Here is a 17,890-nt window from a genome sequence, read left to right as displayed (position 1 = left end):
GAGGTCAGACCTCGAGCAGCTCGGCTTCCTTATGCTTGATCAACTCGTCCACGGTACCGACGAAGCGCTGGGTCAGATCGTCCAGCTCCTTCTCTGCACGGCGCCCGTCGTCCTCGCCGACCTCACCGGCCTTGACCAGCCGGTCCAGCTCCTCCTTGGCCTTGCGGCGGACGTTGCGGACCGCCACCTTGGCCTCCTCCCCCTTGTGCCGAGCCACCTTGATCATCTCGCGGCGGCGTTCCTCGGTCATCTGCGGGAGCAGAATGCGCAGCTGGTTACCCTCATTGTTGGGGTTTACCCCAAGGTCGGAGTCGCGGATCGCCCTTTCCATGGCGTTGGTCTGCGAGGTGTCGTACGGCTTGATGATGACCATACGGGGCTCCGGCACCCCGATCGACGCCATCTGCGGCAACGGGGTCGGGCTGCCGTAGTAGTCGATAATGATCTTGGAGAACATGGCGGCGTTGGCGCGGCCCGTACGGATGGCCCCGAACTCCTCCTTGGCGTGCTCGATGGCACGCTCCATCTTCTCCTCGGCCTCGAGGAGGGTTTCGTCGATCACCGTTCTCCTCGCCTCCTTCTATGCTCGTCGTGGCTGGTCGGGTCGGAGGACCGTCGAGGTCGAACCGCTCAGGTGGTGATCAGGGTGCCGATCCTGTCGCCCCCCACGGCCCGGGTAATGGTGTCGTCGCCCTGGGCGCCGAAGACCAACATCGGCAGGCCGTTCTCCATGCAGAGGCTGAACGCGGCGGCGTCGGCGACCCGCAGGTTACGACGAAGCACCTCAGAGAAGGTGATCGAGTCGAACTTGCTGGCGGTCGAGTCGATCCGCGGATCCGCCGTGTAGACGCCGTCCACCCCGTTCTTGCTCATCAGCACCACATCGGCGCGGATCTCCAGGGCACGCTGCGCGGCGACGGTGTCGGTGGAGAAGTACGGCATGCCAGCGCCGGCCCCGAAGATCACCACCCGCCCCTTCTCCAGGTGCCGGATGGCGCGCAGCGGAATGTAGGACTCGGCGACCTGGGCCATCGTGATGGCGCTCTGCACCCGGGTCTCGATGCCCTCCTTCTCCAGAAAGTCCTGGAGGGCGAGGCAGTTCATCACCGTACCGAGCATGCCCATGTAGTCGGCCCGGGCCCGGTCCATCCCCCGCTTCTGCAACTCGGCGCCCCGGAAGAAGTTGCCGCCACCGACCACCACCGAGACCTGCACCCCGCGGCGGACCACGGTCGCGATCTGCTGGGCGATGGCCTGAACAACATCGGGGTCGACACCGATCGCGCCCCCGCCGAACACCTCGCCGGAGAGCTTCAGCACCACCCGACGCGCGCGGCCAGGAGGCGGCGCCGTCGGATCCTCCGCCAGCAGACTCCGGTCACTCACAACCTGTGTCATCCTCCCCGCCCTTCACCATGCGTACGCCCCACACGCCGCGAATTGCCGCCACCGACCCTATGTGACGAGGAGGCCGCGGTGCTTGACACGTACACCGGCGACCTCCTCGTCCACGTTCCCGTCCCGAGCGCCGGCAAGCGCTCGGGCTCGGCTCAGGCCTGGCCGACCTCGAACCGGACGAAGCGGGTGACCTCAACACCGGCCTCGGCCAGAACCTGCCGCACCGGCTTCTTGTTGTCGGTGACCGACGCCTGCTCCAGCAGGACGAAGTCCTTGAAGAAGGAGTTCACCCGACCCTCGATGATCTTCGGCAGCGCCGCCTCGGGCTTGTTCTCCTCCCGGGCGGTCTGCTCGGCGATGCGCCGCTCGGACTCGACGACCTCCGCCGGCACCTCGTCCCGGCTCAGGTACTGCGGGCGCATCGCGGCGATCTGCATCGCCACACCGCGCGCGTCGGCGTCACCCGCCTCATCGGTCTTGCCGGTGTACTGCACCAACACGCCGACGGCCGGGGGCAGATCCTGCGCCTTGCGGTGCAGGTAGACCGCGACGGTGCCGTCCAGCTTCGCGAACCGGTTCAGCACCAGCTTCTCGCCGATCTTGGCGGACTGCTCCTGAACCAGCTCGGCGACGCCCTTGCCGTCGATCTCGCTGGCCAGCAGCTCCTCGGCGTTGCTCACGCCGGTGCGCTCGCCGTGCTCGACCAGCTGCTGGGCCAGCGCGACAAAGCTGTCGGTCTTGGCGACGAAGTCCGTCTCGCAGTTCAGCTCCAGCAGGGCGTTGCCGGAGTGCGCGACCAAGCCGTTGGCGGCGGTCCGGCCAGCCCGCTTGCCGACATCCTTGGCGCCCTTGACGCGCAGAACCTCGACGGCCTTGTCGAAGTCGCCCTCGGCCTCGGTCAACGCCTTCTTGCTGTCCATCATGCCGGCGCCGGTGAGGTCGCGGAGCTTCTTGACATCCGCGGCGGTGAAGTTGGACATGACTCTCTCTTCAGTGGTGAGACTGCGGGTGGGTGGTCTGGATGACGATGTACCCGGGCCCCGGCCGAACGGCCGGGGCGGGCAGGCGGTCACTCCGCGGCGGCTGCCGCCGGCTGCTCGTCAGTCTTCGCCGGCTGCTCGTCGGTCTTCTTCGGCTCCTCGAGCAGCTCGCGCTCCCACTCGGCCAGCGGCTCGTCGGTGGCGACCCCCGCCTCCGGCTTCTCGTCGGTGCCCCGACGGCGGCCGGAGCGGGCGATCAGGCCGTCGGCGACGGCGGCAGCCACAACCTTGGTCAGCAGCTCCGCCGAGCGGATCGCGTCGTCGTTACCCGGAATGGGGTAGTCGACCTCGTCCGGGTCACAGTTGGTGTCGAGCACCGCGATGACCGGGATGCCCAGCTTGCGGGCCTCGTCAACGGCGATGTGCTCCTTCTTCGTGTCGACCACCCAGATCGCGGCCGGGAGCTTCTGCATGTCCCGCAGACCCCCGAGGGTACGCGACAGCTTCCCCTTCTCGCGGTTGAGCTGCAGCGTCTCCTTCTTGGTGTAGCCGGCCGCGGTGCCACTCAGGTCACCGAGGGCCTCCAGCTCCTTCATCCGCTGGAGCCGCTTGTACACCGTCTGGAAGTTGGTCAGCATGCCGCCGAGCCAGCGGTGGTTGACGAACGGCTGACCGACGCGGGTCGCCTGCTCGGCGATCGCCTCCTGCGCCTGCTTCTTGGTCCCAACGAAGAGGATGCTGCCCCCCTCGGCGACCGTCCCGCGCACGAACTCGTAGGCCTTCTCGATGTAGTCGAGGGTCTGGCGCAGGTCGATGATGTAGATACCGTTGCGCTCGGTGAAGATGAAGCGCTTCATCTTCGGGTTCCAGCGCCGGGTCTGGTGCCCGAAGTGGACACCACTCTCGAGCAGCTGGCGCATGGTCACGACGGCCATGGTTACTCCTTGCATCCCTGGTTGTTCCGCCCGGCCGGCGGCTGGGCGTCCTGGCGCCCGGTCGTCGGCCGTGGTGGGCCCAACCCAGAAGGTCGGGACCAGGGAGCCGCCGCCCCACGGCAAGCCGCGGAGAGGGCGCGCGAGGTCGACCGCGCAAGGCGGTCGCCAGTCGACCAGTGTACGCCACCACCCGCTAACCCCGCCTTCGGGAGTAAGGGCCGCAACGCCGGGATTGTCGTAGGCCCCAACGCGGCCGGACCGGCGTTGGCCGGGTGGGCCGGGTGGGCCCGGGTGGGCCGGGTTAGCGGCCCGGGTTGGCTGGACAGGCCCGCCCGCGTCGGCTGGCTGCCGGACCAGGGTTGACCGGCAGCCAGCCCGACCGGCGGATCAGCCGACCGCGAGCGCCGCCGCCACGAAGAGCACCAGGCCGGCGGTGAGATGGGCCGTCGGCGGACGCAGCCAACCGCGGCCATCCGCCAACGACAGCCCACCGGCACGCAGCCCGTACAGGCCGACGGCGAAGATCGGCACCCCGCCGACAAGGAACATCCCGGCCAGCACGTTCGCCACCGCCAGCTCCCCGGTCAACCCGTCCAGCAGCACCCGCAGCGCCGGCACCTCGAAGACCAGCACCAGGACCGCAAAGATCACCGCCAACGCCGGGCGGCGCGTGCGATAGACACCGTCGCTCGCGGGGGGAGCCGGCGTCGCCGCGGGCGACAGCTCAGCGCGCGGACCGACCGGCGGCATCGCTCCGGTCGGCTGCTCCAACGGGTTCACCGCCTCGTCGGCGGGGCGGTTCGGCTCCACGATCGGGTATCCGCCCAGCGCGCCCGGCCGCCCCGGCTCCGCGACCGGGCCGGCTCCACCGAACGCGTCCGCGCTGGAGGCCGAGAGTTGGTCACGTGCCTCCCGCGAGCGCCGCCCCGGCCGGTCCGTAGCGGAGTCACCGGTGCTCTCCGGATCGGCAGCACGCCGCGAGCGGCTCGCCCGGTAGCCCTCGGTCTCGGACCGGGCGTCGCCGTACGCACCCGTGGCGCTGAAACGTCCGGAGTCGTCCTCGCTGGTCCGAAACGCACCGGAGTCCTCCGGGCCGCCGAGCCCTCCCCGCCCGTCGCCGAAGTCCCCGTACCGGCTCTCCCCGCCACCCTGCTCGGGGCCCCGAGGGTCCCCCTCGCTGTAGCGGCTCTCACCCCGCCACGTCGACTCCTGATAACCCCGCTCCCGATCGTCGTGGTACCAACGCGACTCCTGATCTTCAGTGAAACTCCGTCGTCCGTCCACGTCGGCACCGTATGCGACCGAATGCCCGGACGCCATTCGCCGGGTAGCCCCCCCCCGGCCTGCATCAACCCGCCAATCTTTGGTCATCCGATCATCACTCTCCGTGTTTGGCGAGGTGATCCACTCCAACCCCCGGTGTAGTCCACAATCGCCGCCGAAGGCGACCTCCTTGGCTCGGTGGAAGCTTGATCATCGCCCTTAGCACGGCGGAAGCTTGATCGTCCGTGCGTCCACAGGCGCCCCCGTCGTCCACAGGCACGCCCCGCCCGGACCACGACGCGGAGCCGACCCCGGCACCGTGCCGGGCATGAGCAGACACAACCGGGCGGTGGGCGCATACGGGGAACGCTGCGCCCTCCGACACCTGATCACGGCGGGGCTACAGCCGGTGGCCCGCAACTGGCGCTGCCCGCACGGCGAGATCGACATCATCGCCTGGGACGGCCCGGTCCTCGCCATCTGCGAGGTCAAAACCCGGCGCACCGACACCTTCGGCACCCCCACCGCGGCCGTGACCGGCACCAAGGCCCGCCGGCTACGTCTCCTCGCCGCCCGCTGGCTCGCCGAGACCGGCACCCGGGCCGACGAGGTGCGCTTCGACGTGCTCTCCATCCGCCTCGCCGGTGGCCCGCCCCGTGTCGAGCACCTGAAAGGGGCCTTCTGACATGGGATCGCACCGATGAGCTACGCCCGGGTCCGCTGCGTCGGCCTGGTCGGGGTCACCGGGCATGTGCTGCAGGTCGAAGCCGACCTCGCGCCCGGCCTGCCCACCGTGGCGATCACCGGCCTACCGGACACCGCCCTACACGAAGCGCGTGACCGCGTCCGGGCCGCGGTGGTCAACTCCGGTCGGTCCTGGCCCAACCGCCGGATCACCATCAACCTGCTCCCCGCCACCCTGCCCAAACACGGCTCCAGCTTCGACCTCGCGATCGCGGTAGCGGTGCTGGGCAGCGCCGGGGAGCTACCGCTGGCCCCGCTGGATCAGGTGGTGCTCCTCGGCGAGCTGGGCCTGGACGGCACCGTCCGTCCCGTCCGCGGCGCGCTGCCCATGGTCGCCGCGGCGGCCCGCGCCGGCCACCACCGGGTGGTCGTTCCCCTCGACAACGCCACCGAGGCGGGCATGATCCCCAGCATCCAGGTCCACCCCGTCCGCAGCCTCCGCCAGCTGGCCGCCTTCCTCACCGACGGCACCCCCCTGCCGCAGCCGCCCCAGGCCACCCGGGCGGACCCCACCCCCACCCTCGACCTGGCCGACATCGCCGGCCAGAGTCTGGGCCGGCGCGCCCTGGAGATCGCCGCCGCCGGCGGCCACCACCTCGCCCTACTCGGCCCGCCCGGCGCCGGCAAGACCATGCTCGCCGAACGGCTCCCGTCGGTTCTGCCCGAGCTGCCCGACGATGCCGCGATGGAGGTGACGTCGCTGCACTCGATCGCCGGCCTGATGCCCTCCGGTGGGCAGTTGATCCGACGACCACCGTTCCAGGCGCCGCACCACACCGCCACGGTCTCGGCGTTGGTCGGTGGTGGCTCCGGCTTCGCCCGCCCCGGCGCGGTGTCCCTGGCCCACCGGGGCGTACTGCTGCTCGATGAAGTTCCCGAATTCGATAGGCGCGCTCTCGACGCCCTCCGGCAGCCACTCGAGCACGGCCGGGTCCGGTTGGCCCGCTCCCGAGGCACCGCCGAATACCCGGCCCGGGTGCAGCTCGTCCTGGCCGCCAACCCCTGTCCCTGCGCCAAGCCGGCCGGGGACATCTCCTGTGACTGCACCCCGCTCGCCCGACGCCGCTACCTCGGCCGCCTCTCCGGCCCGCTCCTCGACCGGGTCGACATCCAGGTGACGGTGCGGCCGATACGCGCCGCCGAGCTGATGCAGGTGAGCTCCGGTGGCGAGTCGTCCACCGTGGTGGCCGCCCGGGTCGCGGCGGCCCGCGCGGCGGCCCTCGACCGCTGGTCCCGCCTCGGCCAGCGGAGTAACGCCGAACTACCCGGGCCGGTGCTGCGGCGGCCGCCCTGGTGCCTGCCCGGCCCGGACCTCCGGGAGCTACGTGCTCGGCTCGACCGGGGATCACTCTCGGCCCGGGGCTTCGACCGGGTCCTCCGGTTGGCGTGGACGATCGCCGACCTGGACGGTCGGCAGCGCCCCGACGCTGAGGACGTCCGAGAGGCGATCGGCCTGCGCACCGGGGAGGCGCTGTGAACCCCTGGGGAGCGGCACGGTGACCGCCGGGGGAGCGGCCGGCGAGGGCTCCGGGGCGGTGGGAAGTCCCGAGCCGGCCGGGATGCGACACCCGACGGGGGACCGGCCCGCAGCGGCGCTCGACGCCGACCGCCTCGCTCGGGTGGCGCTGACCTGGATCGCCGAGCCGGACAACCGGTCCGTCTTCAGTCTGGTCAAGCAGCACGGCGCGGTTGGCGCGCTGACCCTGCTACGGGAGGGCGGCGCCCCCGAGGAGGCCCTGCGGCAAACCGTGGCCGCCCGACTCTCGGCCGGAGACCCGCTGGCGGTAGCCGCGGAGGCGATGGAGCGCGCCGACCGCCTCGGCGCCCGGCTGGTGACGCCGGCCGACGACGAGTGGCCATGGCCCGTCGCCGACCTACGCCGCCTCGTGCTGGCGGGTTCGACCCGCCGGGTCGACCGGGAGACCGCCCCACCGCTCTGCTTCTGGGTGCGGGGCGGGCACCCCCTGGCCGAGACGCTGGACCGGTCGGTCGCGGTGGTGGGTGCCCGGGCCGCGACCGGCTACGGCCTCCACGTGAGCACCGAGCTGGCGTACGGACTGGCCGAACGGGGTTGGACGGTCGTCTCGGGCGGGGCGTTCGGTATCGACGCCGCCGCGCACCGGGGAGCGCTGACCGCCGGCGGGCTGACCGTCTCCGTGCTCGCCTGCGGCCTGGACCGGCCGTACCCGACGGGCAACACCGCCCTCTTCGACCGGATCGCCGACACCGGGCTGCTGGTCAGCGAGTGGATACCGGGAGCAGATCCGCTGCGGCCCCGGTTCCTGATCCGCAACCGGGTGATCGCCGCGGCGACCCGGGGTAGCGTACTGGTCGAGGCCACCGCCCGCAGCGGAGCGACCCAGACCATGCACCGGGCCCTGGCGATCGCCCGGCCGGCCATGGTGGTGCCCGGCCCGGTCACCTCCACCATGTCCGTCGGGGCGCACGAGTTGCTTCGGCAGCACCCGGAAGCCCGGCTGGTCATCTCCCCCGCGCAGGTCCTCGAGGAGGTGGGTCGCATCGGCGGGGACCTGGCACCACCGGTCCGGGGTCCGGCCCGGGTACGGGACCAGCTCGACGACGAGTCCACGATGGTGCTGGAGGCACTACCCCGGCGGGGCGTACGCGGAGTTGACGACATCGCCGCCCGGTCCGGGGTCGGGGCCCGGACAGCGCTGCGCAAGCTGGCCCTCCTCGAGGAGCTGGGCCTGGTCAGCCGACGCGGCGACGGATACGCGCTCTCGCCCCCGTTGACGCGGCAGGAACCGTGATACTGCAGGAGCCGTTGATGCTTCAGGAGCCGTCGGGGCCGCAGCGGCCGGCCCTGCCTGGCGACGCCCCATAGACACTGTGCAAGGCGCCCGTAGGCTGATCGAGTGCACGCCGACAAGCAGCTCACCTTCGGCCCGCCGGGCCGGGCCACCAGCTGGTGCGAGGCCGGCCGGTGAAGCGAGGCGAAGCGACCCGGGCCCTGCACGCGGCGCTGCCTGCGCCGCTACGCGAGGCGGCGGACGACTTCGCGACCCAGCTAGCGCAGGTCCAGAGCCGCTCCACCCACACCGTCCGGGCGTACGTCGCCGATGTCATCAGCCTGCTCGACCACGCCGTACGGGCGGGAGCCCGTACTCCCGCTGACCTCACGCTGGCACAGATCCGCAGCTGGCTGGCCCGGCAGCGCACGACGGGAGCCGCCCGGACCACCCTGGCCCGAAGATCCGCCGCGGCCCGCACCTTCAGCACCTGGGCGCACCGCGACGGCCGGTTACCCACCGACGTCGCCGCCGGCCTGGCCAGTCCCCGCGCCCACCGGGAGCTACCCGCCGTACTCCCGGTTGATCAGGCCGCTGCCCTGTTGGCGGCGGCGCACGCGGCGCCCCAGGACCAGCCGACCGATGGCATCCCGCCGGGTGCCGCCGACCCGGCCCGGCTGCGAGACCAACTGCTGCTGGAGCTGCTATACGCGACCGGGGTCCGGGTCAGTGAGGCGTGCGGGCTTGACGTCGCGGACGTGGACCCGGGCCGGCGGGTGCTCCGGGTCTTCGGCAAAGGGGGCCGGGAACGCAGCGTGCCGTACGGAATCCCGGCGCAACGGGCGCTCGACGTGTGGCTCCGCCACGGCCGCCCCCGGCTGGTCGGCGCTCGGTCGGCAAACGCGCTGCTGCTCGGGGCGCGGGGCGGCCGGCTCAACCCGACCACCGCGCGGGGGATCGTCGGCCGGTACGCGACCGCGGCGGGTTTGCCCCGGACCAGCCCGCACGGGCTGCGGCACGCGGCAGCGACCCACTTGTTGGAGGGCGGCGCGGACCTGCGGGCGGTGCAGGAGTTCCTCGGGCATTCCTCGCTGGCCAGTACCCAGATCTACACCCACGTGTCGGTCGAGCGGCTGCGGGCCGTATACGGGCAGGCTCACCCCCGGGCGTGAACCGAACGACCCGCCCATGGTTACGCCCCCACGCCATGTGGCGTGGGGGCGTAACCATGCGTGGCAGGCTCCCGCTACTCAGGTCGCAGCCCTGAACCGCCCTACCGTCGACTCAACGCTTCGCCCGAACTGTTGACTCCACGGAAGGCTCACCAGGCCGCCCGGTCGGCGTCTTCGTCGGTCGGGGCAGCTCCGTCGTCGATCTGCGCCGTGCCCTCATCGGTCGGCGCGGCCTGCTCGTCGGTCTGCGCCGCGCCCTCGTCGGTCGAGGTAGTAGCACCCTCAGCAGTCCACCCGGTGTCCTCACCGGTCGACAAGGTGCCCTCGTCAGTCAGTGCAGCAGCACCCTCGTCAGTCCGCGCGATACCCTCGCCGTTCGACAAGCTCCCCTCGTCGGTGGAGGCAGACCCCTCGTCGGTCCGCGGAGAGCCCTCATCGTCGCCCAGGATCTCCGGACCCGTTTGCCCAACTCCGCCGCCAACTGCCTGCAGAATCGCCTGCTGGTAGCGGCCTGCCGCTTCCTTACTCGTGAAACCCGTGCACGAGGTGACCTGCCGGGTTTCAGTGATCTCGGGCGAGAACCAGTCGTAGATGTCTGTTTCTCCGGCCTCCGCTGTCGCCGGCGAACCGGTCTTCAGCCGGTAGCCCGCCTGCTGACAGACCTGGTCTTGCGGCCGAATCAGGTGCCATGCGGCGGCTGCGTCAAAAATCGGGTACGCGGGGCCGAAGTCTATCTCCTTCAGCATTTCCAGGCGCGGCATCGAGGACTCACCGTAGAAACGTGCCAGTGGGTCCGGGCTACTGGCCAACCGCTCCAGCTCGGGGATCGGAATCGGCGCCAGCGAGGAGAGGTCGAAGGTGATGGCCGTAAACGGAATAAACGTCTGATCCAGAATGATCTGCTCAGCGCGGGGGTCCATGATGTAGTTGAAGTCAACCAGAGGGGTGCCGAAAATCTCGAACACTGTCGTCGGCTTGCTGCCGACGAGGGCGACAATCCGGGAGATGAGGGAGGCCTCTTCCGGAAAATTCATGGTCAGGCAGGCCACGTCGGTCAACGGCCCGATCGCCAGGATCGTCAACCCGCCGGTCTCCCGCAGCTGGTCGGCCATGAACCGGACACCGTCGTTGACGCAGGTGCCGGTCAGATCCGCGCCACCGGTGGTCTGCTGGGCCTCGACCGGCAACCAGACCTCCGCCCCCTGCACCACGGGTATGTCCGCACCGAGTGCGTCAACCGTCGCCTGGGCGGTGACCACGGTCGGCTTGGCCATCGAGTTACCCATGGTCGCCACAACGCCTCGCACATCAACCCCGTGAGCCAACGCAAGGGCGAGCGCGTACGAGTCGTCAATGTCCGGGACCGAAGTGGATATTCCGTTACGGGAGCCCGTGGTCAGCCCCATCGACATGTCAGTAGAGAAGATCACGGGTTCACGGATACGACTATCCGGATATTGGGGCTCCTCGGAGTAGTAGGGCGGGAGAGCACGGCTACCGTCATCGGGAGCACCCCGCTCACTATCGTGCACCGGCTGGAAGCTCTCCGGCATCAACGGAGACGCGGGATCCGCGAGCGCGTGTGGCACACCGCCCGCGACGCCAACAGCCACGGCGCAGGCGAGCGCCCCGGCGGCAATCGCGGACACACTTCTCAGTGTTGGATTAGCAACTTTCCCCATCAACATCACTCCTGGGTGTGAAGATTTCCGTCTCGGGCTCCCCCGCTTACAGCCCGCACTTATGGGCACGAAGTTTCACCACCCGGCCCCACGCAATGCCGGTGGTGCGCGCCCCTCCATGGACAGGCCGGATCTAACCACTATGCGAGCTTTGTTCATTCGCACTACTTACGTCACAGTACCTGAGCAAAAGGTCGCATCGTGGAGATATCTCGGGTTTGCCCGGGTTCGGGGGCCAAGTTCGGAGTCAGTGTTGCGAACACCTACAACCAGCCCCTTTGACGAGTTACGAGCCTGCCAGCCAGCCCGCAAGGACTACCCCAAGCAGTTCGACCTCCACGGCCCACACCGTCGGGGCCGCGCACACCGACCTCGGGGGCGAGGCAACCGAGGTGGCGCTCGATCAAGAGAGTCGATGCCGGCGCGGCGGCGCGACATCGGCATGGACAGGAAGCTAGTGTTCCGTCTCAGTTTTGACTAGCCGCTTGCTGAAGGGTGAAGCGTCCGTGTCGGACCTTGGCCAGGAGCAGCGCCAGCACCGGATGGTTGAAGATCATCGCGCCGGATCCGAGGGTGAGCCCCACTCCACCGCCGTGCTCCGGGCTGAGCATGTTGGTCTCCGCGTTCAGCCGCCAGTACGCCTTCCGGCTCGGTGGCGTCTTCTGCAGTGAGGTGACCTCGTCGTCGACGATCAGGCGGTCGAAGACGGCGACGTCGGCCATCGTGCCCTGCCAGTAGTCGGCGTATCCGCTCTTGACAAGCCGGCGACCGAGCTGGAGCGGACCGCGCGACTTCGTCAACGAACGGCGCTCGGCGACGTGCGGCGTGTTGGCCCCAACCTGGAGCGACATCTCCTGCTTGCCGCCGTCGAAGATCGCCGTGACGTAGGTCCAGTCAGTGGTGGCCGCCTCGGCGGTCACCTCCCACCGACCGAGCGAGTTGACCTCGGTGGTCGGTACCCAGAAGAACCAGGCCCCGTTCCGCACCCCCAGCGCGAATCCCGGCTCACCGGTGCCGTCCTGGCTCACCGCCACCTGCTGGCGGGAGGGATCATCGACCTTGAACCAGCCGCTGACCGTGAAACTGGTAGAGGTATCGGTCAACACGCTGCTCGCCGTGGTGAGATAGCCGGCGCTCGTCCCGTCGAGTTGGGCCGCCGTGTCGGAGGCGCCGCCCGGCCCCTCCACACCAAAGGTGACGCCGCTACCAACGGAGGCGTCGTTGCCGCCGAGCGCGTCGTCCGCCATGTCCTGGCCGGCGACCTCGCCGAGGGCCCAGGCAGCGGTCGGCGGCCGCTTACCCACCCGGAAGGTGCAGGAGGCGATGGTGCTCGACCGGCCAGCGCGGTCAATGGCCTGGACGTTGATCGTCCGTGGGCCCTCCCTGTCCGGGTACCAGTCGGTCAAAGTCACCGGCCCGCCGTCGGTCTCCGGCACCAGCACGTTCACTCCCGGCACCGGGTTGGTGTTGAAGCCGTACCGGTACTCCACCACGTCCGTGGCGGCGGAGTCGAAGGTGAAGCTGCCCGGGATACCGATCGAACCCAGCCACTCGTCACTTTCGATACATAGTGGGGCGTCCCCCGTCCCGTTGTCCGCCGCGTCCTGCGGCAGATACACCGCGGAGTCCACGTCCGGTGGGCTCGGGCTCGACTTGTCGTACCGGAACTGGCAGACATTGCGGGAGCCGTCGCTGCTCCACGGACCCCAGCTGGTGTTGTCGCTGGCCCGTACCTCCCACGAGATAGGCACATTCTCTGCGATGTCGCTCGGCACCGTGTATGAGAAGACCGATCCGCTGGCCTTCAACGGTGTGATGTAACTACGCGACTGCGCCGTCCCACCGCTCGGCGTCCAGGTCACCTTGAACTGGGCCTTGATCTGCTCGGTGTGCGCCGAGGAGTGGTCCGGATCCCGCAGCACCGCGTTCAGCCGCGGCGGTACGTCCACATAGGGGGCGCCCGCACCGTAGACGCACTGCCCACCTGGAGACATGGTGAGCTCGTTCTCGTTCGCGATCAGGGGTGCCCGGTTGTACTGCACGGAGAGGACCCGTTGTCGCAGAACCGCTTCGTGTGCAACCCACTGGTCTCGTTGACCGATCGCATCCCGAGGGTCACCGTGCTCCACCCGTTCTTCGCTGCCAGCTCCACGGCGGCTTTCGCGTTCCACTCCGTGTTCTGGTTGGTGGACGTGCAACTCGACTGGGTCTTGGTTGGGGAGTTGGTGGCGAGGTGCGTCGCTCCGGACCAACCAGAGCCACCGGGCTGGTTGTTCCAGTTGGTGGAGGAGCTGATCCCGGCTGGCATCACGTAGAGCGCGGCCGCTCGGGCCGTGCTGTTGTAGACGTGCTGCAACGTCACCCTGAACTCTGCCTGCAGGATCGTCCGGCCCGAGTACGGGGTGGCGAGCCGGTAGAACAGCCGCTTGACCTTGGAGTTGTAGCACGAGCTGGGGCAGCGCCCGATTCGTTCGTGCCGCTTGGTGTCGAACTTCCAGTACTCCTCGTTGGGGTAGCCGCTGTCGACCATCGCCCAACCGCTGTTGGTGCTGCTCTGCCAGACCGGGTCGATGTAGAGCGGAAAAGACGTCGCCGGGTCGGTCAACATGCCCTGATCCGGAGTCAGCGTCAGCATGTTCTCCGTGTATTCGAGCTCGACCGGCGCCACTTTCGACGTGTCACCCGGGCCCTGCGCGGAAGCCGCACCAGGATCGGTGGAGGTATCGCTGGCGGAAGACAGGGCCTCGGTGGCCAGCACCCCACCGCCCTCCTGGGGTCCGCTGTCCCACATGGTCGGTGCGTCAGCCTGCAGGACCGGGTTGTTGGTGGCCGGGTCCAACGCCACCACGCCTCCCTCCGGGGTTTCCTCGATCGTCAACCCGACCGTGGTGACACCGAGCCGAAGGTCCTGCAGTTCGGGAAGCTCGGCCGCCTCCGGGGTCTTGACGACCAGTACGTGGGAGAAGCCCTCGACCGTCACGTTCGTGACCAGGTCCACGTCCGGAAGCACGTCCGGATACGTCGCCTGGCTGTCCACCACGACCGGCTCGGGTAGCGGACCGTGCGGCCAGGTCAGGGTCATGCTCTTCTGATCCCGGATCGCCACCGTCAGTGGCACGTCGCCGCCCGGGGAGAGCTGGATGCCGAGCAACGCCGCGCTCGGACCGTACGAGCCATCCGGCTGGGCCACCAACGTCGCGTCGGCGGGGACCCAGCTGTCGCCCTGCGTCACCCGAACCGGCTGGGTGTAGTCGTTGGCGATCAGCGTCCCGTCTGGCTGCGCGAACACGTCGCGGTACTCCGTGCGGAGTGCCAGCACCTCCACCGGCTGGTCGAGCTCTTTCGCCGCTACCAGCGCTTCCGCCTCGGTGTCCCGGACCGGCTCCTCCGCCAACGCGGCGGTCGGGATCAACGGCACCGCCTCGGGCGGCTGCACGAACACCATCCCGGACAGCAGGCCGACCATGCCGGCCACCAGCCCGACCCTGAACAGCCCGTCCCGCCGACGCCTGCGACGAACCACCGTACGTTCCTCCCCCGGTGAACTCTGCGTTGTCATGTGTGCCGTCACCCGATCGCCGCGCCGAAGGCGGTGCCACCGGCGGGAATTCCGCCCTGACCGGGTTGCCAGGTAGTGCTCGGCGACGCCGCGCCGGCCGCCAGGCTGGACCAGGCGAATCCGTATACCGCCGGATCGCGGTACGGAGTACCGACGTACAACTGTTGCGAGATGGCCCCCAGGCTGGCGCCGATCAACTCCTGCGTCACGGCGCTGCCGGGCAGGCTGGCGGCTTCGCGGTGAATCGTTGTCGGCGTGCCGATCGGGTCAGCCAGCGCGGGGAACACCAGTACGCGACCCGCGTCAAGCAAGTCATCCGTGTCCGCACCGGGAGCGCCGACGGCCAGGAACATGGTGTCGTTCGTGTCGTCGCTGGCCGGCTCGGTATTCACCACAGCGACTTCCTCACCCAGGTAGGCGCCCTCCTCCAGGGCGTAGGTGAGCGCGGGCAGCTCCGTGCGGGTCGCGTCGCCGGTGACGTGGAACCGGTGTACCAGACCCGCGTCCGCGACCACGGTGTTGGATTCTTCGACGGTGATGTCCTCACCAGGAACCCCGACCACTAGCAGCGAGTCCGCCTGGTCGGCCGCGGCACCAGCCGGCCGGTAGGGCGCGATCGAAATCGATTTACCGAAGAGGTCGTTGGCCTCTGCCACGTCCGACACATTGGCGGCACTCTGGTGAAAATTAACCGCCAGTTTCGGCTTACCCTCGACCAACTCGTAGCTGCTGAACACGCAGACAGCTCCCGCGAACGCCTCAGGACCGATCGCCTCGCCCGGGGAGCCGATGGCGAAGTGATTGGACGATGCCGCCACCGCGTAGCCCACACGGTCGTCCTGCTCGACCACGCCCGGGATGAGCTCCCCGGACTGGAAGAGCACGTTGAGATTTCCGCGGAAGTAGTGCGCCACACCGGCGTCAACCGTGTCGCCGACGTCCTCGCCCGGGGTCCCGACCACAAGATAGGGCTCCCCGGTAAGGGAACGCGCACCAGCCACAGCGAACCCGAAGTGATCGTCAACCTCGGCCTGATCGGGCGTGTCACCCGCACCCTGGTGGAAGGTCAACGACGCGGGCCCCTGCGCGAGTCCGTTCGGCGTACCGAGCAGGACGTACGTGACGCCCGCATCGTCCGTTGCCGTCAGATCCTCGAAGGGAACCCCGACCGCGAGGTCAGTACAGCCGTCGTTGTTCGCGTCATACGCCGACACGGAATACCCGAACTGGTCACCTGCTCCGACCGCGCCCGACACCTGGGAGTTGCCCTCATGCAACGTTTCGACCGTGCCGCCGCCGTACACCACCCGGATGTGACCCGCCTTCTCCTGCCCCTCGACGGCCGCTTCCGGGTCGGCGATAGCGATGTCAGCAATACCATCCCCGTTGAAGTCGCTGTCGGTACCGCCGACACAACCGGTCACCGGGGCATCCGTGGTGTAGACCTGCATCTCGCAGAATGACGACCAGACATCGCTGCCGGAAACACCATCTGCGGCCTTCACCCGCCAGCGATAGATGCCACCGTCCACGAAATCACCGGCCGGGACCGTCGTCGCCGCCGTGGCACCGGACGCCACATTGTTGAAGCTGACCGAGCCGACCGGTCGGTCGACATTCATCGCCCACCATTCGAAGGTGACCGTCATCGCCGTTCCGTCCCCGTCCGAGACAGTGGCCTTGAACTGCGGGGTGAGCGTGTCCACCAGCGGACGATCTGAGCCGGTCACGCAGCTGGTGGCGGGAACGGTTGACCGGGACTCCATCGTCGGCCACGAGTTGTAGGTCACCGACGCCTTCGGGTCCTGCGAGGGGTTGGCGCCCTCCCGGGACCGGAACTGCTTGAAACCGGAGGTGTCCGTCTCGTCAGTCGCGCGGATCCCCATACCCGCCCGGGTCTTGTTCGCCGTGGCGGCCCGCTGGAAGAAACTCTTACCATCAATCGTCGCCCACGCATCACTGCAGTCGAACGAACCGTGCGTTTCTGTCGAGGTAGCTTCCTTGGTGAACCACTCCGGCTGGTTCGTGAACGTGGTCGTATAGGTCGACGTCCCCGTCGTCCAAATCTCCCACGGCGTGGGGGTGCAGGTGTCTGACCACCAGTTCCAGAACGACACCGTGGACGCGGTGATCTGCTTACCGACGAGCACCGTCGTATCCCAGGTGAGGAACGAGCGCGTCAGTTCCGTCGGGGTGGTCGCCAACAGCCCGACCTGCAAGTCGCTCCGCTGGTTTTGATCGCTGGTCACGGTCTCCCGCACGTACGTGTCGAACGTCGTCCCCAGCGGATTGACCGTTGGGTCAATCGTCACCGGATACTCCGTGGCGGCACTACGCAGCCAGCCCATGTCCGGGGCCAGCGTCAGCTCGACCCGACCTCCCCGATCGACAACATCCGTGCGGACCCGCTTTTCGTTAACAGGACTACCAACAATGTCCTTCCGCGCATCCCACATCAGCGGAGCGGGGATACGCGCCCTCTGCTCACCCGCACGATCCCTCAGCAGGACCGAACCATCCACACCACGCGACGACGACTCCACACCAGAACCAGAGAACACATAGTCAACCTCATCCACATGGATCAGGGCAGCTCGGTTCTTGACCACGAGGAACTGCTCAAACCCGAGGCGGGTCGCCTCCACCACCAAATCAACCCCAGGCCGAGCGTCCGGATAAGTCGCCCGATTCGCCTCCAACACCGGCGTGGGCAAGGCACCAGACCAACCCATCACCACCCGGCTCTCCCCGGCGCCCACCACCGCGAGATCCTGCTCACCCGCGCCCTTGGCACCAGAGATCCAAAGATCGTTCGGATGGGCCACGGGCCGCACCGAGCCGTCCGGTCGCGCCTGCAGTGTCAGGTCTACTCGGACCCACTTCCCGTCCCTGCGGAAGCGCTGCACGCCGGCGGCGATGTCCGCCCGGAACTGCCCCGTCGGCAGCGCGTACACCTCGGTTGTTGCCGAAGTCAGACTCTCCACCCGCACCGGCTGGCCACTCTCACGGGCAGCCCGCAGGGAGACCGCCTCGTCCGAGCGACTCTCCACGCCACCCGTCACACCATCCGGTCCCGCAGCCAGGAACTCCGCTGGTTCACCCGGCACGCCCGCCAACCCGGCCACCGTCAACACGGCGACACTCACAACCAGGCACGAACGAACCGCGGCCGTCATCCGACGCGCCACAGACCCTCCCCCGCACGATCTTCACGTTTGCGAACAGGACCTTAGGAACACCTTCCCCAAAGCGCAAGAAGAACTACAAAGGGTGAGTACGAACGGTCCAGAAAACGGAAGAATGGATTGCTCGCAACTACACAATGCGAGGTCCGACTAAAATGCCGATAAACAATTATTAAGTGATCTCTCACTTCTACAACTTGCTTACACCGTCAATACACCTCA

Annotated in this window: 11 protein-coding genes and 1 pseudogene; 4 read left to right on the top strand and 8 right to left on the bottom strand. The window is 68.7% G+C overall.

The window, feature by feature from the left end; translation table 11 throughout:
* Positions 1-4 precede the first annotated feature (4 nt).
* The 5 genes from frr to K228_RS0112240 form a co-directional block, all read right to left on the bottom strand.
* Complete coding sequence (frr, locus tag K228_RS0112260) at positions 5-562, bottom strand: ribosome recycling factor (RefSeq protein WP_025618701.1); 558 nt, start codon at positions 560-562, stop codon at positions 5-7.
* A gap of 68 nt (positions 563-630) precedes the next feature.
* Positions 631-1,398: a UMP kinase gene (gene pyrH, locus K228_RS0112255; protein WP_029723522.1), complete on the bottom strand. Its 768-nt coding sequence runs from the start codon at positions 1,396-1,398 to the stop codon at positions 631-633.
* 152 nt (positions 1,399-1,550) lie between these two features.
* Complete coding sequence (gene tsf, locus K228_RS0112250; protein ID WP_025618699.1) at positions 1,551-2,378, bottom strand: translation elongation factor Ts; 828 nt, start codon at positions 2,376-2,378, stop codon at positions 1,551-1,553.
* Positions 2,379-2,467: 89 nt separating this feature from the next.
* The gene (rpsB, locus tag K228_RS0112245; protein WP_025618698.1) at positions 2,468-3,313 is read right to left on the bottom strand and encodes a 30S ribosomal protein S2; all 846 of its coding nucleotides are present in this window, start codon (positions 3,311-3,313) and stop codon (positions 2,468-2,470) included.
* A 387-nt stretch (positions 3,314-3,700) separates the two neighbouring features.
* Positions 3,701-4,633: a hypothetical protein gene (locus K228_RS0112240; RefSeq protein ID WP_025618697.1), complete on the bottom strand. Its 933-nt coding sequence runs from the start codon at positions 4,631-4,633 to the stop codon at positions 3,701-3,703.
* Positions 4,634-4,904: 271 nt separating this feature from the next.
* Between K228_RS0112240 and K228_RS0112235 the strand changes: the two genes are divergently transcribed.
* From K228_RS0112235 to K228_RS0112220, 4 genes are all read left to right on the top strand, one after another.
* The gene (locus tag K228_RS0112235; RefSeq protein WP_025618696.1) at positions 4,905-5,261 is read left to right on the top strand and encodes a YraN family protein; all 357 of its coding nucleotides are present in this window, start codon (positions 4,905-4,907) and stop codon (positions 5,259-5,261) included.
* A 15-nt stretch (positions 5,262-5,276) separates the two neighbouring features.
* On the top strand, positions 5,277-6,797 hold the full coding sequence (locus tag K228_RS0112230) for a YifB family Mg chelatase-like AAA ATPase (protein WP_025618695.1): 1,521 nt from the start codon (positions 5,277-5,279) through the stop codon (positions 6,795-6,797).
* 19 nt (positions 6,798-6,816) lie between these two features.
* Positions 6,817-8,091 carry a DNA-processing protein DprA gene (locus K228_RS0112225; RefSeq protein ID WP_025618694.1) on the top strand — a complete coding sequence of 425 codons (1,275 nt, stop codon included), beginning with the start codon at positions 6,817-6,819 and terminating at the stop codon, positions 8,089-8,091.
* 173 nt (positions 8,092-8,264) lie between these two features.
* Positions 8,265-9,242: a tyrosine recombinase XerC gene (locus K228_RS0112220; protein WP_025618693.1), complete on the top strand. Its 978-nt coding sequence runs from the start codon at positions 8,265-8,267 to the stop codon at positions 9,240-9,242.
* Between the two features lie 149 nt (positions 9,243-9,391).
* Here K228_RS0112220 and K228_RS25560 read toward each other — a convergent pair whose 3' ends face one another.
* The 3 genes and pseudogenes from K228_RS25560 to K228_RS0112205 form a co-directional block, all read right to left on the bottom strand.
* Entirely contained in the window at positions 9,392-10,654 is a 1,263-nt protein-coding gene (locus K228_RS25560) for a nucleoside hydrolase (protein WP_025618692.1), read from the bottom strand.
* A gap of 794 nt (positions 10,655-11,448) precedes the next feature.
* Positions 11,449-14,390, bottom strand: a pseudogene (locus tag K228_RS25555) (LamG domain-containing protein); the annotation flags it as partial.
* A 101-nt stretch (positions 14,391-14,491) separates the two neighbouring features.
* Complete coding sequence (locus K228_RS0112205) at positions 14,492-17,659, bottom strand: DNRLRE domain-containing protein (protein ID WP_245603461.1); 3,168 nt, start codon at positions 17,657-17,659, stop codon at positions 14,492-14,494.
* Positions 17,660-17,890 lie beyond the last annotated feature (231 nt).

The sequence above is a fragment of the Salinispora cortesiana genome (assembly GCF_000484695.1).
Taxonomy (GTDB): Bacteria; Actinomycetota; Actinomycetes; order Mycobacteriales; family Micromonosporaceae; genus Micromonospora; species Micromonospora cortesiana.
Note: the sequence above shows the minus strand (reverse complement) of the source record. Positions and strands in the feature narration are given on the sequence as shown.